General features: G+C 32.6%; 26 protein-coding genes and 2 pseudogenes. 5 read left to right on the plus strand and 23 right to left on the minus strand.

Annotated features, from left to right (window positions below; genetic code table 11):
* Positions 1 to 3: 3 nt before the first annotated feature.
* A complete protein-coding gene (locus CVD28_RS02940) occupies positions 4 to 492 on the plus strand; it encodes a hypothetical protein (RefSeq protein ID WP_101590866.1) in 489 nt (162 codons plus the stop codon).
* A gap of 228 nt (positions 493 to 720) precedes the next feature.
* The gene (locus CVD28_RS02945; RefSeq protein ID WP_257985731.1) at positions 721 to 1,599 is read left to right on the plus strand and encodes a prohibitin family protein; all 879 of its coding nucleotides are present in this window, start codon (positions 721 to 723) and stop codon (positions 1,597 to 1,599) included.
* 40 nt (positions 1,600 to 1,639) lie between these two features.
* Here the strand turns inward: CVD28_RS02945 and CVD28_RS02950 are convergent, their stop codons facing one another.
* The 3 genes from CVD28_RS02950 to CVD28_RS02960 all read right to left on the minus strand — a co-directional run bounded on the left by CVD28_RS02950 (position 1,640) and on the right by CVD28_RS02960 (position 3,341).
* Positions 1,640 to 1,942, minus strand: a complete 303-nt coding sequence (locus CVD28_RS02950; protein ID WP_101590867.1) for a hypothetical protein — start codon at positions 1,940 to 1,942, stop codon at positions 1,640 to 1,642.
* A 199-nt stretch (positions 1,943 to 2,141) separates the two neighbouring features.
* Positions 2,142 to 2,888, minus strand: a complete 747-nt coding sequence (locus CVD28_RS02955; protein WP_101590868.1) for a helix-turn-helix domain-containing protein — start codon at positions 2,886 to 2,888, stop codon at positions 2,142 to 2,144.
* 72 nt (positions 2,889 to 2,960) lie between these two features.
* Complete coding sequence (locus tag CVD28_RS02960) at positions 2,961 to 3,341, minus strand: BC1872 family protein (RefSeq protein ID WP_101590869.1); 381 nt, start codon at positions 3,339 to 3,341, stop codon at positions 2,961 to 2,963.
* Between the two features lie 132 nt (positions 3,342 to 3,473).
* On the opposite strand from CVD28_RS02960, the gene CVD28_RS02965 reads away from it, so the two are divergent.
* A complete protein-coding gene (locus CVD28_RS02965; protein WP_101590870.1) occupies positions 3,474 to 3,812 on the plus strand; it encodes a hypothetical protein in 339 nt (112 codons plus the stop codon).
* Between the two features lie 58 nt (positions 3,813 to 3,870).
* Here the strand turns inward: CVD28_RS02965 and CVD28_RS02970 are convergent, their stop codons facing one another.
* The 10 genes from CVD28_RS02970 to CVD28_RS03010 form a co-directional block, all read right to left on the minus strand.
* Entirely contained in the window at positions 3,871 to 4,479 is a 609-nt protein-coding gene (locus CVD28_RS02970; RefSeq protein WP_101590871.1) for a YczE/YyaS/YitT family protein, read from the minus strand.
* Positions 4,480 to 4,619: 140 nt separating this feature from the next.
* The gene (locus tag CVD28_RS02975) at positions 4,620 to 5,228 is read right to left on the minus strand and encodes a YczE/YyaS/YitT family protein (RefSeq protein ID WP_101590872.1); all 609 of its coding nucleotides are present in this window, start codon (positions 5,226 to 5,228) and stop codon (positions 4,620 to 4,622) included.
* Positions 5,229 to 5,534: 306 nt separating this feature from the next.
* A complete protein-coding gene (locus CVD28_RS02980; protein WP_101590873.1) occupies positions 5,535 to 5,810 on the minus strand; it encodes a hypothetical protein in 276 nt (91 codons plus the stop codon).
* A gap of 90 nt (positions 5,811 to 5,900) precedes the next feature.
* Complete coding sequence (locus CVD28_RS02985) at positions 5,901 to 6,395, minus strand: DUF6440 family protein (RefSeq protein ID WP_180953878.1); 495 nt, start codon at positions 6,393 to 6,395, stop codon at positions 5,901 to 5,903.
* A gap of 58 nt (positions 6,396 to 6,453) precedes the next feature.
* Positions 6,454 to 6,693, minus strand: coding sequence for a hypothetical protein (locus CVD28_RS02990; RefSeq protein ID WP_101590874.1), 240 nt, complete (start codon positions 6,691 to 6,693; stop codon positions 6,454 to 6,456).
* Between the two features lie 21 nt (positions 6,694 to 6,714).
* Complete coding sequence (locus CVD28_RS27800) at positions 6,715 to 6,873, minus strand: hypothetical protein (RefSeq protein WP_180953880.1); 159 nt, start codon at positions 6,871 to 6,873, stop codon at positions 6,715 to 6,717.
* Between the two features lie 13 nt (positions 6,874 to 6,886).
* Complete coding sequence (locus CVD28_RS02995) at positions 6,887 to 7,198, minus strand: phage repressor protein (protein WP_101590875.1); 312 nt, start codon at positions 7,196 to 7,198, stop codon at positions 6,887 to 6,889.
* Positions 7,195 to 7,656 (minus strand): hypothetical protein, encoded by a 462-nt coding sequence (locus CVD28_RS03000; protein WP_101590876.1) that lies wholly within the window; start codon positions 7,654 to 7,656, stop codon positions 7,195 to 7,197. Before CVD28_RS03000 ends, CVD28_RS02995 begins: the two co-directional genes overlap by 4 nt.
* A gap of 55 nt (positions 7,657 to 7,711) precedes the next feature.
* The gene (locus tag CVD28_RS03005) at positions 7,712 to 8,005 is read right to left on the minus strand and encodes a hypothetical protein (RefSeq protein WP_142384716.1); all 294 of its coding nucleotides are present in this window, start codon (positions 8,003 to 8,005) and stop codon (positions 7,712 to 7,714) included.
* 25 nt (positions 8,006 to 8,030) lie between these two features.
* Positions 8,031 to 8,327 carry a hypothetical protein gene (locus CVD28_RS03010; RefSeq protein ID WP_101590878.1) on the minus strand — a complete coding sequence of 99 codons (297 nt, stop codon included), beginning with the start codon at positions 8,325 to 8,327 and terminating at the stop codon, positions 8,031 to 8,033.
* Positions 8,328 to 8,581: 254 nt separating this feature from the next.
* On the opposite strand from CVD28_RS03010, the gene CVD28_RS03015 reads away from it, so the two are divergent.
* Positions 8,582 to 9,256: a hypothetical protein gene (locus CVD28_RS03015; protein ID WP_101590879.1), complete on the plus strand. Its 675-nt coding sequence runs from the start codon at positions 8,582 to 8,584 to the stop codon at positions 9,254 to 9,256.
* Between the two features lie 78 nt (positions 9,257 to 9,334).
* Here CVD28_RS03015 and CVD28_RS29155 read toward each other — a convergent pair.
* The 10 genes and pseudogenes from CVD28_RS29155 to CVD28_RS03060 form a co-directional block, all read right to left on the minus strand.
* Positions 9,335 to 9,640, minus strand: a pseudogene (locus tag CVD28_RS29155) (methyl-accepting chemotaxis protein); the annotation flags it as partial.
* A gap of 117 nt (positions 9,641 to 9,757) precedes the next feature.
* Positions 9,758 to 10,153, minus strand: a pseudogene (locus CVD28_RS29160) (PAS domain-containing protein); the annotation flags it as partial.
* Between the two features lie 174 nt (positions 10,154 to 10,327).
* Complete coding sequence (locus CVD28_RS03025; protein ID WP_101590880.1) at positions 10,328 to 10,600, minus strand: hypothetical protein; 273 nt, start codon at positions 10,598 to 10,600, stop codon at positions 10,328 to 10,330.
* 14 nt (positions 10,601 to 10,614) lie between these two features.
* Complete coding sequence (locus tag CVD28_RS03030) at positions 10,615 to 10,896, minus strand: hypothetical protein (RefSeq protein ID WP_101590881.1); 282 nt, start codon at positions 10,894 to 10,896, stop codon at positions 10,615 to 10,617.
* 94 nt (positions 10,897 to 10,990) lie between these two features.
* The gene (locus CVD28_RS03035) at positions 10,991 to 11,326 is read right to left on the minus strand and encodes a hypothetical protein (protein ID WP_101590882.1); all 336 of its coding nucleotides are present in this window, start codon (positions 11,324 to 11,326) and stop codon (positions 10,991 to 10,993) included.
* A 65-nt stretch (positions 11,327 to 11,391) separates the two neighbouring features.
* On the minus strand, positions 11,392 to 11,742 hold the full coding sequence (locus CVD28_RS03040; RefSeq protein WP_101590883.1) for a hypothetical protein: 351 nt from the start codon (positions 11,740 to 11,742) through the stop codon (positions 11,392 to 11,394).
* A 77-nt stretch (positions 11,743 to 11,819) separates the two neighbouring features.
* The gene (locus tag CVD28_RS03045) at positions 11,820 to 12,119 is read right to left on the minus strand and encodes a hypothetical protein (protein ID WP_101590884.1); all 300 of its coding nucleotides are present in this window, start codon (positions 12,117 to 12,119) and stop codon (positions 11,820 to 11,822) included.
* A 104-nt stretch (positions 12,120 to 12,223) separates the two neighbouring features.
* Entirely contained in the window at positions 12,224 to 12,856 is a 633-nt protein-coding gene (locus CVD28_RS03050) for an SdpI family protein (RefSeq protein WP_101590885.1), read from the minus strand.
* 4 nt (positions 12,857 to 12,860) lie between these two features.
* Complete coding sequence (locus CVD28_RS03055) at positions 12,861 to 13,121, minus strand: autorepressor SdpR family transcription factor (RefSeq protein WP_142384718.1); 261 nt, start codon at positions 13,119 to 13,121, stop codon at positions 12,861 to 12,863.
* 156 nt (positions 13,122 to 13,277) lie between these two features.
* Positions 13,278 to 13,628 (minus strand): hypothetical protein, encoded by a 351-nt coding sequence (locus CVD28_RS03060; protein WP_101590887.1) that lies wholly within the window; start codon positions 13,626 to 13,628, stop codon positions 13,278 to 13,280.
* A 238-nt stretch (positions 13,629 to 13,866) separates the two neighbouring features.
* Between CVD28_RS03060 and CVD28_RS03065 the strand changes: the two genes are divergently transcribed.
* The gene (locus tag CVD28_RS03065) at positions 13,867 to 14,724 is read left to right on the plus strand and encodes an FxLYD domain-containing protein (protein WP_101590888.1); all 858 of its coding nucleotides are present in this window, start codon (positions 13,867 to 13,869) and stop codon (positions 14,722 to 14,724) included.
* The last annotated feature ends 8 nt before the right edge of the window (positions 14,725 to 14,732 follow it).

Consider the following 14,732-nt stretch of genomic DNA (forward strand, 5'->3'; position numbering starts at 1 on the left):
AATATGATAAAAAAATGTATAGGATTTTTATTTCTCATTTTAATGTTGTTATCTCTTACAGCTTGTGAAGAATACGTATCCCCTATTATGTTCCAGCTTTCTGATTCAGACTATCCAGAAAAGTATCCTGCGACTGTTGATATAGATTACTATATTGCGAATGATACAAAGAATCTATATGGAAAAGATAAATACATTACCTTTAAATGGGATAATCATGGAAAGATGTCCTACTTTACTGCTTATCCAGTAAAGAAAACAAAAGATGGATACATAATCATTGGTTCTGAACATGATGCTTATGCGATTCCGAATCCAGAAAAATTCGGCTACAGTGAAATTATCCCATTGAAAGAGAAAAATGGAACATTCAAAATGACGTTTGAAAAAGAATATTATTTGAAAGATTTTATTCATGATTCTTACATGAGCGGTTTAGATGTTGTTTGTTCATATAATAAATGTTTACCTGAATCAGAAAAAGAAAAGTAATTTGGAAAAAGGATGGCTGAAAATGGTCATTCTTTTTTAAATTTCCTTAATGACCCCTTTTCTTTTTTTAAGTAAACTTTGTGACGGACAGGATTGATTGTAAGGATTGCAAGGCATTCCTTTTCTTGTCATCTTAAAAGACATCCACCCTCCTCTTTGTTATACGTTTTCTTTAAATTTCTAAGATATAAGGATAGGAAAATTTTGAAAACGGAGGTGTCTTTTTATTTGAATTTAAACAATACTATTTCAAAACAAAAATCAGATAAGCCGAAAAAAAATACTAAGAAAGCTGTCGCCCTTTCTATCGTGGGTGTAATTGCTTTAATGACTGCAGTTAATTCTTTTGCGATTATCCCTGCTGGTCATAGGGGCGTGTTAATGACTATGGGAGCAGTTGAAGATAAAGTCATGAAAGAAGGATTTAATATTAAAGCTCCTTTCTTCCAAAGCGTAGAGGAAATGGAAGTACGTGTTCAAAAGATGGAAGCGGAAACAACTGCTTCTACGAAGGATTTACAAAACGTGGTTACGCATATTGTCGTCAACTTTGAATTAAATCCAAATGCAGTCAACATAGTGTATCAAGAAGTTGGGTTTGACTATGAACAACGTATTATCACTCCTGCTGTTGCAGAGTCCTTAAAGGCGGTCACTGCGAAATACAAGTCGGATGAATTGATTTCCAAACGTGAAGAAGTATCTCAAATGGTGAAAGAAGCATTGGGTAAAAAGATGGAGAAATACAATATCCTTTTAACGGACATTAACATTAAAGATTTCACCTTCAGTAAAAACTTCAACGACAGCATTGAACAAAAGCAAATTGCTGAACAAAAATACTTGAAAGCTCAACGTGATTTAGAGCGTATTGAAATTGAAGCTCAACAAAAAGTAGAAACTGCAAAAGCTGAAGCAAAATCTCTTGAATTGAAAAAACAAAGTGTAACGGAAGACCTGGTTCGATTAAAAGAAATTGAGGTTAAAGAACGCATGTTAGAAGTACAAGAGAAGGCTATTGATAAATGGGATGGCAAAATGCCAAATGTTACTGGTGGAGCAGTTCCGTTTATTAATGCAGAGTTGACATCTACTACTCAAAACTAACAAAGAAGCAGAGAATTAACTCTGCTTCTTTCTTTGTACTCTATTCTTCTTCTGATTCGTAAATCCCCTTCTTTACCTTTCTTAATTCATCATCCAATTGAATTTTTAAATGATTCATAAGTTTGTATCCTTCTTCTACTTCAATCTCTTTAATGCCCTCTACGAAAATTAAATGGTGATAATCAAAGTATTTACGATAAAGAAAATTTTCACGTTCCATATCATTTGTTATCGTATGATTAGCCCACCAATTACATTCTGTAATAGAAAGAAACGCTTTTTTAAAATCTCTTTCTTTCAATACAGAAATCATGACTTTTTTCTCTTCTTTTGTGTAATCCATTTGAATACCCTCTTCCCTTTTTATGTTTTACTGAAGTAAATCCTGTTTATTTTAAAACTCTTATATTATATGTATATATTATACACTCCAAAATTCCCTTGTTGACTTTTTGGCTTTTTTAATAAATCTTTATGACGGTCAGTATTGATTTTTAGGGACAAAAAGAGAGCGAAATTCACTCTCTTCTTGTTTTTTTTATTTATTCTTCTTCAAAGTAGCGTAAAACTTTCTGTTTTTCTTCGTAATTGAGCTTAAATACATTTGTTTCAATTAAACGATAAAAACATTCTTCTACATATCCATATCCCTGACTTCTTTCTATTAAGGGTGAATAAGTCGTTAATAGATAACCTTGTTCTTGTTTTTCAATCGTTATAATTTCTTTAAAACTACCGTCTAATTGAACTTTGTATCTAAATATTCCATTACTACAAAGAGCTACATAGCTTAAATCGCTTGGATTTTGAATCAAAACATCTTCTTTTTGCTGAAAATCTATTTCTTCATCTTCAGAAACAAATATGATTTCCATATTCATATATCCAATAATGTCATTGTATGTTCCAGCTTCCTCTTTATCTTTTAGACGATACCCATAAAGACCTAATTGTTCATTAATGTCTTTACATAGTTTTTGTTCAGATTCCCTTAATTCTTCGGCTTTCCAACTATAATAGAATCTTCCTAAAGATTGATAGGCTTGTTCATCTGGTAACGAATTATAAAGTTCACGTACTGTTTTGTATCCTTGATTTTCCATTCCTGTTTTCCTCCATTCATATCCAAAGAGTTCTCCGTACTTTTCTAAGGTTTCTGAATCAATGGTTCTTGAGCCTTTTTCATAGTGCCAAATTGCATTATGACTCTTTTGTATTTTTTCTCCTACTTCCTCTAATGTCCAACCTCTTTTGATACGTTCCATTTTTACTATGTCTTTTAACTTCATGTTCAGCACCTCTACTCTTAGTATAAGTTAGTTCTTTCCTTATTTCCTTCTCCTTATTGGAGAAAAAGAGGATTACTCCTCTTCTTCTACTTCGATACCTACTGCTTTTAAAGAAGCTAAACAAATGGCTTCTTGCAGAGTAATAGCTTCACCAGAATAAAGATGATTTTGAAGTCCATCTCTTACACAAAAGACGAATGTGACAACATCGCCATCTGACAAATCATTTCCCATACTGACTTCCATTTGACGATTAAACTTCTTCTTATAGGAATACCATAGTCCAAACTTCATAACGATTTGCCAAGCATCATTCATGTCTTCCATTGGGTTAAATATGCCTGTCATATCAGAAACATCTCGATATTTTCTATCTTCTGTTCCTTTCATTACTTTTTCAGCAATTACCTCGTTTTTTTGTCTTGTTGTCAACTCATTCCATTTGATTTTCATGAGTGATTCCTTCCTTTCTGTGGTTAGTACGATACTATCCTTTTTTGTTGTTTTATCTATTATATACAGAGAATAAATATCTCATTTTTATCTATGATAATTTGTAGTCTAAATATAAAGGAGGAATAAATTTTGAATAAAAAAGCAATGACAGCTATCGCTTTAGCTGGTGTAGTATCCGTAGCATTGGTAGCTCCAGCAGAAGCGTCATCTACGACACAAAAAATTTCCGAAAAGAATGTAACGAAAGAGCTTGGTACAATTGATGTAGTTAATTCTCAAGTTTTCCTTAAGACAAAAGAAGGAACTTTTAAAGTTTCTACTTCTCAGTCTTATACGTTTAAAAAACTTGATGGAAAGAAAATTTCCTTTGACGGTAAACTTTCTACTAAAACGACCTATGACAACAAAAAGAAACCAATCAAAGTCGAAAGAACTGTTAGTATTTATAAAAGTAACTTTGTCATGTAATCATCAATATGAGAAATACTTAAAAAGGAGTGCCAACAAAGCACTCCTTTTTTTGTGGTTATGCGTATAGTAATCCTTTTTCTTTTAGTTTATCTAAGCCCTTCATACAGGCTTGTAAGGCATACCCTAAACATAAGGAAGAAACGATTGTCCCTAACCCGACAGGACCACCAAGTATGAATCCAACCAGTACCGCTATAAATTCGTTTATTGTTCTGCCTAATGCAAACGAAACCTTTAATTTGGTAGCAGTAGCGACCATAAATTCATCAAATGGTGCTTTGAACAAATTCGTTCTTACATAAACAGCAATCCCTAACGCTAATAAGAATATCCCTAAACCAAATAAAATGATTCGCACAGATAATGTTTCTACTTCTACCCCGTTAAATAGAGTTGCGAACCAAATATCTACAAGTACGGATGATAAAACAACAATAATTAATGCTTTCCAATCAGGTATTTTTCTCAATATAAAACTGCTCAAAAAGAGAACGAAGATTTGTACAAGAAAACACCACACGCCATACGTTCCTCCTATATGTTCTTTCAATCCTAAGTAAACCGTATCCCATGAACTCACTCCTAAATCAGCTACAATCATTAAACTAATTCCAAATGTTAATATCAGTTGTCCAATCATTAATTGAATCAATCGTTTTTTCATACATTTTCCCCTCTCTTTTTTCGTGTCTCTAAAACAGCTTTTTATGTTATGCAGAGAGAGTCTGATTACAACGTATCTTCTTCCTATGTAAGTCTGATAAAAATAAAAAGAGTGCTATTTAAGGCACTCCCTTTTACTGATTATGCGTGTACAAGTCCTTTATTCTTTAATGAATCCAACCATTTCATACTTGTTTGAATACCATAACCCAAACATAATGATAAAATAATTGTTCCCACTCCAACAGGTCCCCCAAGTAAAAAACCTATTGCTACTGCAGTAAATTCATTAATTGTTCTTGCTGTTTGAAGAGATACATGAAGCCTTTTAGACGTGGCAATCATTAACCCATCAAATGGACTGTTGAAGAAGTTTGTACGAATATACGTAGCAATGCCTAATGCTAATAAAGCAATACCTGTCCCAAAGACAACCGCTTGAAGAACAACACCTTCCATAAGCACACCAGGAAACACTACACCCAACCAAAAATCAATTAATGCAGAAGATAAAGCTATGCCAATCAATGATTTCCATTCAGGTTTCTTCCAAAGAATTAAGCTGTTCACTAAAACTAATGATAATTGAATAACAAATGACCATGTGCCATATGTACCACCAATATGCTCTTTCAATCCTAAGTAAACGGTATCCCATGAACCTACACCTACATTTGAAATGACCAGTAAGCTAATCCCAAATGTTAAAATAATGTGTCCCACTACCAACTGTAATAATCGTTCTTTCATCTGTTAAATTCCTCCCTGTAAATAAACGTGGCGTGAATGGATTCACTCCTGCTTTATATAAATACTCGATATCCTATGCAGGAAAAGTCTTATTATTCTGGTAGATAAAGAGCCTTTAGTCTATTAAAAAATAAGAAAGCAGACTGTTTTAGTCTGCTTCGTGAAATATAGGTTATTTATTAAAAGTCTGATACGTGAGGGATTACAATTGCCCCTTCACGCCCTTCTTTAGTGTTTAGCCATTCTTCTAAGGTTGACTGAATCTATTATATTCATAATCTATCACTCTTCCTTTAACAGCCTTTTTTATTCTGATTGCAAATCATATTCTGATTCCAATTCTTTTATCTTTTTCCTCATTTTCTCTATTTCTATTTCAGCTTTTTCTTTTTCGTCATTCCATTTCCATTCAAAGCAATCAGAACAATATCGTTCTCCTTTATATATCACCCAATCACTATGAAGCTCTGCACCACAACCATCCAATTCGCAATGCAGTCCTGCAAAATAATTTCGATAAAATTCAAGCTGTTTGGCTACTGGAGAATCCTTAATGTCCTGACTTTTTATGATTTTTGACATAAAATCCCCTTCCTTTTATCATTTTTTAGTAGTTTGATATAGCCCTTATGACGGACAGAATAGTATATTAGGAATTGATTTCAAACAACATTACTGTTCGTTGGTTAATAATCCACCTTCTGCATTTAACATTGGTGTGATACTAACACCACCATCAAAGTTTTTATTTCTTGTAACTTTTAGGTATTGTACTCCTGTTTCGGTATCAGTAAGAATAAACGTATATCCGTCTAATTGTTCCGTTGTGAAACGATTTGCCTTTACTTCTTCTCCAACAAAAGGCTTTCCATCCTTCTGATATAGAGGCGTTATATCTACTCCACCATCAAAATTTACATTTCTAACGACTTTCATATATTGAACTTTTGTTTTTTTATCAATAAGGATAAATGTATATTTATCTAATTGTGCTTCAAGAAATCTAACCTGTTTTACTACTTTCTCTTCCTTTGAATCATTTGTTGTTGCTACGGATTCCACTTTGCTTCCAGTATCAGAAGTCGTGGATTCAAATGGATTGTCACAACCTGATAATAAAAGAACCGAAAATAGTGAGACAGCTATAATAGATATTACCTTTTTCATATGACTTCCTCCTGTTTTAATTTCCGTTTATGACGGACAATATTGGTTTATAGGGATATTAACAGCGTTCTATATCAACGGATATTCCTTGTAATTCACCAAGTTCATCAATATAGGAAATGATATATCCATCAATGCTATAACCAGGATTATCAAAACTACCAGCATGAAATACTTTGCATTGTGTTTTGTAAGTGTCAATCACTTCATTGGCAATCGCTTTTAAGTCTGAAGATTCTAATTCGGTTTCGTCAATTGCTTCGATTTTCTCATTAATAAATTCAACAATAGGCTTCATTCTTACATCCTCCTTTTTTTCTTATTTTGTCATTTTAAGTAGTTCATTCGCTTGATTGGCTACTTTTTTTACTAAATGAGATGTATCATCAAAAGAATCCATACTCTCTTCAATTTCTTCTAATAGTTTCTTCATATTAGATATGGTCACTTTCGCTCTGTAATTATCTTTAAAGTCCACTTCTACCTCTCCTTTATTTATCCCATATTTTTGTCACAAGACCGAAAATCTTTTGCTTTGTAACCCAACCATTCATATATCCACGATTGTTTCCAATTTGATATTGTTTGCCCCTAATAGAATGGATTTTATGCGTAACATAACGACCACCTACACGACAAAAGACAATATCTCCTATCTTTAATTCCGTTTCTTCCTTCACTGGCGTTAAAGTGACTGGTTGGTTACTTTTAAGAATAGGCAACATACTGTTCCCACCCTCTTTGTATCGTTCAACTGGTTCTCCATTTTGGAGTAATTGTGCTATAAATGACGATTTACTCACTTTTTCACCCCTTTTTTCTTCAATTCTTCTCTAATTTTGGTTAATCTACTACAAAATTCTCTTGTTGTAAGAACTGTTCGACTTTCATCATTATGCCCCATTGAATGAGTTAAAGTTGCTGTTCCAGTTGCTAATAAGGCTTTCTGGAACTTTTCATTTGTTGCTAAACAAGAAAATGCTTTATCTAACAACTCTTGATACCTTTCACTATGTCTATTAATCTCTTCCCCTTGCCAATAAAGAGTTTGTGTGCGATACCAGGCTTTCTTTTTTCCCTTAAACTTGGCTTGTTTTCCTACTAATGTGCAAACGTGTTTTTGCATATCAGGGTTAGAATATTTTAATGACTGCAGAAAACCTTCCATTGAAGCACACTCTACTCCATCGATAACGAATGGATGCGGAGAAAAGTTACTTAATGAAGCAGAAGGGTATCCTGTTCCTGAACCAATATCCATATTAATAATCCTCCATTTCTATTTTTTATGTAAGAAAGGCAAAAAGAGGAGCAATTTAATCTCCTCCTCCACCACCGCCTCCGTCAAATCCACCGCCACCGCCATCGCAGTCGAATCCGTCACAGTCGAATCCATCACAATCGAATATGTCAAAGAAGGAGGCTTCCCCTTTTTCTCTTTTCCTTTTCTTTCTCCAAATAAGCTGAAAAATAAAAAGGTACAGAATGACAGCGATACCGAAATAGATAATCGCTTTTACAAAATCTTGATTAAACACATTCCAACCAATAAAAATAAGACTTCCTAACCAATACAGGCATACAAAGATGCCACGAAATACATCACTCACAAGCATTTCCCTTTCTATATTCAAATTAGGAAACCAATGTAATCTCTTGGTGTAATTTCTTTCTGATTCCCCATTGTTCTCTCTTTTTTTGAATTTCTCTATTTGTCTCTCCAAATAGAGAAGCAATTTGCTTATCAACTAATCCCTCTTTGATATAAAGTATCTTCAAATCTTCTTCCGTTAGTTGATTGATAGATAATTCTTCTCCATTCAACTTTCTATTTAAGAAATGAGCGTATCTACATTGATTTTGTTTAGTTGCATTTTTTAGATATTGCTGTAAAAACATTCGTTCTTTCAGTTCATTCATCGTTGTGCTCATGTTTCTACCCTACCTTTTAGTCAATTTTTATATTTATGTAGCCTATAGTCTATGTTTTTTTAAAAAAAATAAGGGTTTACTCCTCTTCTTTTATTGTAACTATTCAATTGACAATAGTCAATGATTTTGTTGGTAAATAAATCTGATTGTCAATCTCTTAACTGTCGTGTCTGGTTGAACGATTTCTATATTTTTATATATCCTTCATCTTGGTTTAATTGACTATAGTCGATAAAACCTAAAGGAGTGTATATATGAGAGAAATCATTCGATTTACAAAAGAAGAACGAAATCTGGTAGAAAGTTTTGCTGAAAAAATAAAGTGGAAACATCCTCATTTTTTAGATAAGAAAAACCATACCAAGAGAACAGAAGAACAAGTAAAAGAAAGTGTCATTTTAGGAAAGTTAGCCGAAGTTGCGGTGCAAAAATACCTAAAACAGCACTACGGACAATTGGTATCAGCGTTGGATTTTAATATATATGGAGAAGGCGTTACGGATGATTTTGATATTTTGGTAGGAGACACTGAAATTAGTATAAAAAGCTCCAAATTTGGTTCAAGTTGCTTAATGATAGAGAAACAGAAGTTCAAAGAAGACGATAATGGGAATTGCTTGTTGTTAGAAAAGAAACCTCTTCCTGATTATTTTATCTTTGTTCGTGTGAATCTTTTTAATCCTGATAATGTGTATGCCGAAATTACAGGGTCAATTTCTTCTAAGGAATTTTGGAAAAAGAAAAAATTTATGCCAAGAGGGTTAATCTTAAACAAAGATAATGCGAAACGCTATCTTATGGAACGTAAAAGACTTCCTGAATTAGATTGGAATGCAAAAGGAACAAAATTGTTGGCAGATAACTACGGTGTACATGTAGATGCTTTACATGATTTAACTAAACTATTACCCAAAGGACAGTTAAACTAACGCTTTTCCTCATTACTCTTTAAAAGAGTAATGGTTTACATAAAAAAACACCAGTATCGAAATACTGGCATTTCCCCATTACTTAATGGCTTTAAAATTTTCCATTGTTGTTGTGATTTTCTTTTCTGTATCAGCTACAGTTTTTTGCAAATCCTTCGTAATCTCTGATACGTTTGCTACTCCGTTTGTTATCTCTTCTACATTCGTGTTTACATTTTTAATCGCTATATCAACATTGTTCGCTAATCTACGAACTTCATCGGCTACGACAGCGAAACCACGACCATATTCACCAGCATGGGCCGCTTCTATGGAAGCATTAAGAGCTAATAAATTTGTTTGAGAAGAAATGTCTTTGATAGACTTAGAAATGTCCCGAATTTTTTTCGTTTGTTCGTGCAAGTAATCAAGGGCTTCAATATTTTCTTTTGACTTAGTTTTCACCACATCCCCTAATTCAATAGACATATCGTTTAATTCCGACACTACTTTTTTCTCTTGATTTTCACGTTCCGTAATATCCGTAGCAATTTTTAAGACTGCAGTCACTTTTCCATTATCATCTAATATAGGAATATAGGTAGCTTCCAATGATAGAATATTACCTCTCTTCCCTACACGTTGAATTTTTTCTTGAGATTTAATTCCTTTACGTAAATTATCCCATAAAAAAGTATATTCCCTGCTATTTCTAAATTCTTCCGTACAAAATTGTCTGTGTAGCATCCCTTTCATTTCACTAACCTGGTATCCCATTGTCTTAGCGAAATTATTATTGACCCAAATCACTTCTCCATTTGGAGTAAATTCTATCATGGCTAAATGGGATTCAAGAGCCGATAATACTGCTCCTTGCTCCAATACTTGTGTACTTATATTCTCTGATGTATTAAACATTATTGCTTCTCCTATGCTTTTATAATTATTTCAATGTCATTCTAATGCTATTCTCCTAATTATACCTTATTTAATTGACTATAATCAATATATTTCTACTATTTTATATAAAAAATACAAAAACATCAGTACCTATAAAAGATACTGATGTTTAATAAGAGTTTTTTCTATATTCTATCTTCGGATAATTTTTCTATCCTCTTCCCATTCTTCAAGGCTAATAGGTTCGTAGCGACCATCTTTGTAGACCTTTGTAACTTGCAATGGGAATCTCTCAAATTCATTTTCCTCATTACGCTGATAAACCAATACATAGGCGTACTCTTTAGGTGAGTGCCAAAAACCAAGCAAAGTTTTGATTTGATACTGAATACCACTTTCGATTTTCTTTCGATATACAGTTTCAAACTGAACTCCAATACCGTCAATTTCAAATTTATAGTTCATGACTATCCCACCTTTTAATTAATAAATGCCTTTTTATGCAGAACCCCAATATAATCACAAATCTGGAACACCTTGTCGATTTCTTCTTGGTTCTTTGGTAGTTCCATTAGAGAAATATCATCTGCCACATCATGTAGTCCAAATGCACGATATTGATTTTGTACGGTTTCAAAATAGGTTTCCATAACTTCCTTTTCTCCAATTTTTAAAAGAACGGAATCTCTGGAATCATACACTACAGTTGGGTTCACCACTTCATTAAAAACTTTCCCTTGTCCATCACGAATTTGATACATAAAGTTATCTCCTTTTTCTTAGGTATATAGATGATATACTGTGTATGTAATCAATTTATAAATCAAACATCATTGGAAATGAAAAAGCCCCTTTTTAAAGGAGCTTTATAGATTCATCGAATTTAATCACTTTCCCAATTAAGTTAGCAACATGAATGACCTCTTCTTTATTGGCTGTCGTAAAAGCACCATAAGTATGCTCGATAAACCCAATCACACCTTTTTCATTCGTATATAAAGCCAATGGTCGGGTTAAATCTCCCCCATTTTCTATTTTTCCATTCTCTGCTTCATAGGTATATTCATCACGTTCAAAGACCTCAATTTTTTTACCGTCTTCTGTATCTGATAACTTTAATTCAAGTTTCCCAAAGTGAATAAGGGGTTGTAAATATTCTTCCAGTTGAGGAATTGTTAGTTCATTGTTCATATCTTTTCTCTCCTTTAAGTGAATGTTATGAGATGACAGCTCATTGATTTCAGCTTATTTCAATGTTACCAAGCTATACCAAAATCACGCTCTGCTATCTCCTTGTATTTTTTTAACCAATATTGTTCTTCGATACTTCCATGCACCTCTTTTATCGCATAGGCATATATTTTGCCTAATTTGCTTTTGTTAGAAAAGGGGTCTTCTATATAGGAATGTTTTTTTACAACAATATAAATATAAGAACAATTATGTATTTGAATAATTACTCCATTCCCTACAACTAATACATATATATCCTGTTCTGTTTGTTCAGCATAATAACCTTCACCTCTCATTGCGACACGTTGTTGATTGCCTAAAAATTTTAGAACATCTTCATCTTCAATAGAATGGATTTTTTTCCAATGAATCACTTCTTTTTCCCCTCTTTTTTAAGAAAAGTAGTTCGTTTTTTACTATTTTTCGTTTTTTCTTATGTAAAAGGCTGGTCTTACGCCAACCCTAATTCTTTTAAATCAATATTTAAGTGTTTCATAATAAAATCAATCTCTTGAACTTGCTCTTTCAATTTTTCTCTACGCTCAATCATCTTAGCCAAATTTCTCACTTGTTCTCTTTTAATAATATGGAGATAGTAAAAATGTTTGTCTTCAGATTTATACAATGTAGGAATAGATGGCTTCAACTCACTGTATAGCTCTTCCCAAAGTTCTTTATTACTACAAGAAAAGTAACCCTTTTGTTTAATTTCTTCTATTGTATCATTGAAAAATTGATAGTTTTCTTTCATTTGTTTACACCTTCCGTTTCATTACGCTTATTTCCATCATACCATAGATTTCATAGTAAGTAAATTATTTTTTACAAAAAAGAAGAACCCTTTTAAAAGAGTTCTTACTTCTTAATTCTTGTGTATTCAATATACGAATAAATGACTGTGAAAAGAATCACTACAATCGCTGAAACAATAAACCAATAAAAACTTAGGTGAGTTTGGAATAGAGATGTAACAATCGAAACTAATCCAATGAGGACAAACCCAATTCCACCTACTCGGTGTGTCTTCTTCCATACCGTTTCATTGGCTAATGTCCAAGGCAATTTTATCCCTGCAAAGTAATTCATTCGTAATTGTGTCATATAGTTTCCTATCATGATAAATAATACCCCAACAATTATTCGGAAGAACAACGATACATTTTCTATAATTTCAAGAGACGCTAAAACAGTCAACCAATGAAGAGCTATCATAACAAAGATAATCGATGCTGTAATCTTAATATAGGCTTTGTCATGTTTAATATGATTGTCTTTCTTCGGGTCTATCTTTGGCAAAAAGATTAGCATCCAGTACAAAAAGGCTGGAATCACTGCCATGACAAATATAGATTGCTTAGAACTAAAATCATCTGGAACACCTTTCATATTCCAATGGGTAGGTATAGATTCTGGTAATGCTGAATAAACGAAGCACGTACCTACAAATGATAAAATAATAGAAATCCAAATCAATGTTTTTGTTTTCACACTTTCACTCCCTTTCTTTGAAATTAAAAAACCAGCTTATCACTTCTTGAAAAACAGTTGTATTAAGGGAATAAATCAATTGTTTCCCCTGCCTTTCCACTAACACTAATTCAGCCTCTTTTAAAATACCTAAATGATGACTTAATGAAGGTTTGCTAATGGAAAATGATTCAGCTATCTCTCCTGCAGATAAGTCCTTTTCTTTTAATAGATTGAGGATTTTTCTTCTATTCTTATCTGATAGGGCTTTAAACAAACTATCCAATTGTTCTTTCCCCTTTCTTTTCATTTAGACAGCTATCTAAATGTTTTTCACTATTATAGTTGACAGAATATTTTTTATAACAGCCCTTTTTTGTTTAAGAGAGTTTTATATCATATATATGTACAAAAAAAAGAGAAGTCCAACGACTCCTCCTCCTTAAAACCAGTATCCTTCCTTAAAGAACTCAATATCTCTCAACTTATTCCCATTAAAATCGTATAAAGAGAAAATAGTAATTTGCATACCCACATACATTTTGACCTTTTCTTGGTATCGTTTCAATGTTTTAAGTATATTATCTCCTTCACGATAAGGTAGAATCAAACCTACTCTCTCTTCTCCGCAGTAGACCATTTTAGCTCTATCTACATACTCTGAAAAGGTAATGACCTTTCCCCATTCTTTTAATTTATCCGAATAGAATGGATAAATCATGTATTGTACACTTCCCTCTTGTACGATACCGTTCATTACGATTCCGTTTTTAGATACATCTAATGTTTGCATAAGTAAAGCCCTCCCGATAATAGTTAATTGGTGAAATCAATCACCTTATATATAAAACTTCTTATATTTTAGTTGTTTGAAATTCATTTCATAAGAAACCAAAGGAAAAATTATCACAACAACCTTCTGAAAAAACAGTGGGAAACATTAGGGGTAAATCATCATCATTCTTACAAAAGTGTTGAAGTAAAAAGGTTATGTATAAAGTATAAAAAATGAGTAAAGGGGAGAACAAAATATGCAGAGTATGGAAGAAATATTAGACAATATTAAAGAACAGCAAAATGCACAACAAATATTATCCTTTCACGAAGTTCAAGACTTGCCTCAAATATTATCGGAAGACGAATATATTGAATATATAGCAAGTGCAACAATGAATAACAAAAAGGGATTATTGGCTTTAACAGACGAACGAGTGTTATTCATTTATCGTGATAATGGATATACACGATTCGACCAAATGAATTATGAGGACATTACATTTATTCACCCTCAAAGAGATTCATTTTATGGAGAAATCGAAATTTACTTAAAGGAAAATAAAGCTCATGTTCGAGATATTTCCAATTATGACTTAAATGAAGTATTGGAGTTGTTTGATAGTTATATAGATAATGAACCATATCAGCAACCAGCTAAAAAAGGTTCTTTCTTAGGAGGATTCTTCAAATTCGTTGGCTTTGTTACGTGTATTATTTTTTTAATTGGATTTGGTGTTGGTATTTATGAAGAAATGTCAGTATCAGAAACATCATTGTCAGATACAAGCAATGAGGAAATTACATTAGATGGTTTGTCACCAGAAGAAGCATTTAAAGAATATGGAATTGAAGTCACAAGTATCACATTAGACAAAGAAAAAGATTTAATTGTAGGAGAACTTACAAATAAATCTGACCAACTCTATCGTTCCGCTTATATCAATGTTCATATTTTAGATAAAGAAGGTAAATTCTTAGATAATTTCCTTGAATCAACAGAGAATTTTGAACCAGGAGAAACATGGAAAATCGAATTGTACAATTACGAAGAAAATGCTGAGACCTTAAAAGTCAAAGAAATCGATGCTTATGAGCCATTAGATGAAGAATAAAAAAGAAA

The sequence above is a fragment of the Bacillus sp. M6-12 genome (assembly GCF_002860285.1).
In the GTDB taxonomy this organism is placed as follows: domain Bacteria; phylum Bacillota; class Bacilli; order Bacillales; family DSM-1321; genus Peribacillus.

Excerpts from the sequence above, each read along its gene's own strand:
- CVD28_RS02940 (WP_101590866.1), top strand. The coding sequence starts at position 4 with ATGATAAAAAAATGTATAGGATTTTTATTTCTCATTTTAATGTTGTTA.
- CVD28_RS02950 (WP_101590867.1), bottom strand. The coding sequence starts at position 1,942 with ATGGATTACACAAAAGAAGAGAAAAAAGTCATGATTTCTGTATTGAAA.
- CVD28_RS02955 (WP_101590868.1), bottom strand. The coding sequence starts at position 2,888 with ATGAAGTTAAAAGACATAGTAAAAATGGAACGTATCAAAAGAGGTTGG.
- CVD28_RS02960 (WP_101590869.1), bottom strand. The coding sequence starts at position 3,341 with ATGAAAATCAAATGGAATGAGTTGACAACAAGACAAAAAAACGAGGTA.
- CVD28_RS02970 (WP_101590871.1), bottom strand. The coding sequence starts at position 4,479 with ATGAAAAAACGATTGATTCAATTAATGATTGGACAACTGATATTAACA.
- CVD28_RS02975 (WP_101590872.1), bottom strand. The coding sequence starts at position 5,228 with ATGAAAGAACGATTATTACAGTTGGTAGTGGGACACATTATTTTAACA.
- CVD28_RS02980 (WP_101590873.1), bottom strand. The coding sequence starts at position 5,810 with ATGTCAAAAATCATAAAAAGTCAGGACATTAAGGATTCTCCAGTAGCC.
- CVD28_RS02985 (WP_180953878.1), bottom strand. The coding sequence starts at position 6,395 with ATGAAAAAGGTAATATCTATTATAGCTGTCTCACTATTTTCGGTTCTT.
- CVD28_RS02990 (WP_101590874.1), bottom strand. The coding sequence starts at position 6,693 with ATGAAGCCTATTGTTGAATTTATTAATGAGAAAATCGAAGCAATTGAC.
- CVD28_RS03000 (WP_101590876.1), bottom strand. The coding sequence starts at position 7,656 with ATGGATATTGGTTCAGGAACAGGATACCCTTCTGCTTCATTAAGTAAC.
- CVD28_RS03010 (WP_101590878.1), bottom strand. The coding sequence starts at position 8,327 with ATGAGCACAACGATGAATGAACTGAAAGAACGAATGTTTTTACAGCAA.
- CVD28_RS03015 (WP_101590879.1), top strand. The coding sequence starts at position 8,582 with ATGAGAGAAATCATTCGATTTACAAAAGAAGAACGAAATCTGGTAGAA.
- CVD28_RS03025 (WP_101590880.1), bottom strand. The coding sequence starts at position 10,600 with ATGAACTATAAATTTGAAATTGACGGTATTGGAGTTCAGTTTGAAACT.
- CVD28_RS03030 (WP_101590881.1), bottom strand. The coding sequence starts at position 10,896 with ATGTATCAAATTCGTGATGGACAAGGGAAAGTTTTTAATGAAGTGGTG.
- CVD28_RS03035 (WP_101590882.1), bottom strand. The coding sequence starts at position 11,326 with ATGAACAATGAACTAACAATTCCTCAACTGGAAGAATATTTACAACCC.
- CVD28_RS03045 (WP_101590884.1), bottom strand. The coding sequence starts at position 12,119 with ATGAAAGAAAACTATCAATTTTTCAATGATACAATAGAAGAAATTAAA.
- CVD28_RS03060 (WP_101590887.1), bottom strand. The coding sequence starts at position 13,628 with ATGCAAACATTAGATGTATCTAAAAACGGAATCGTAATGAACGGTATC.
- CVD28_RS03065 (WP_101590888.1), top strand. The coding sequence starts at position 13,867 with ATGCAGAGTATGGAAGAAATATTAGACAATATTAAAGAACAGCAAAAT.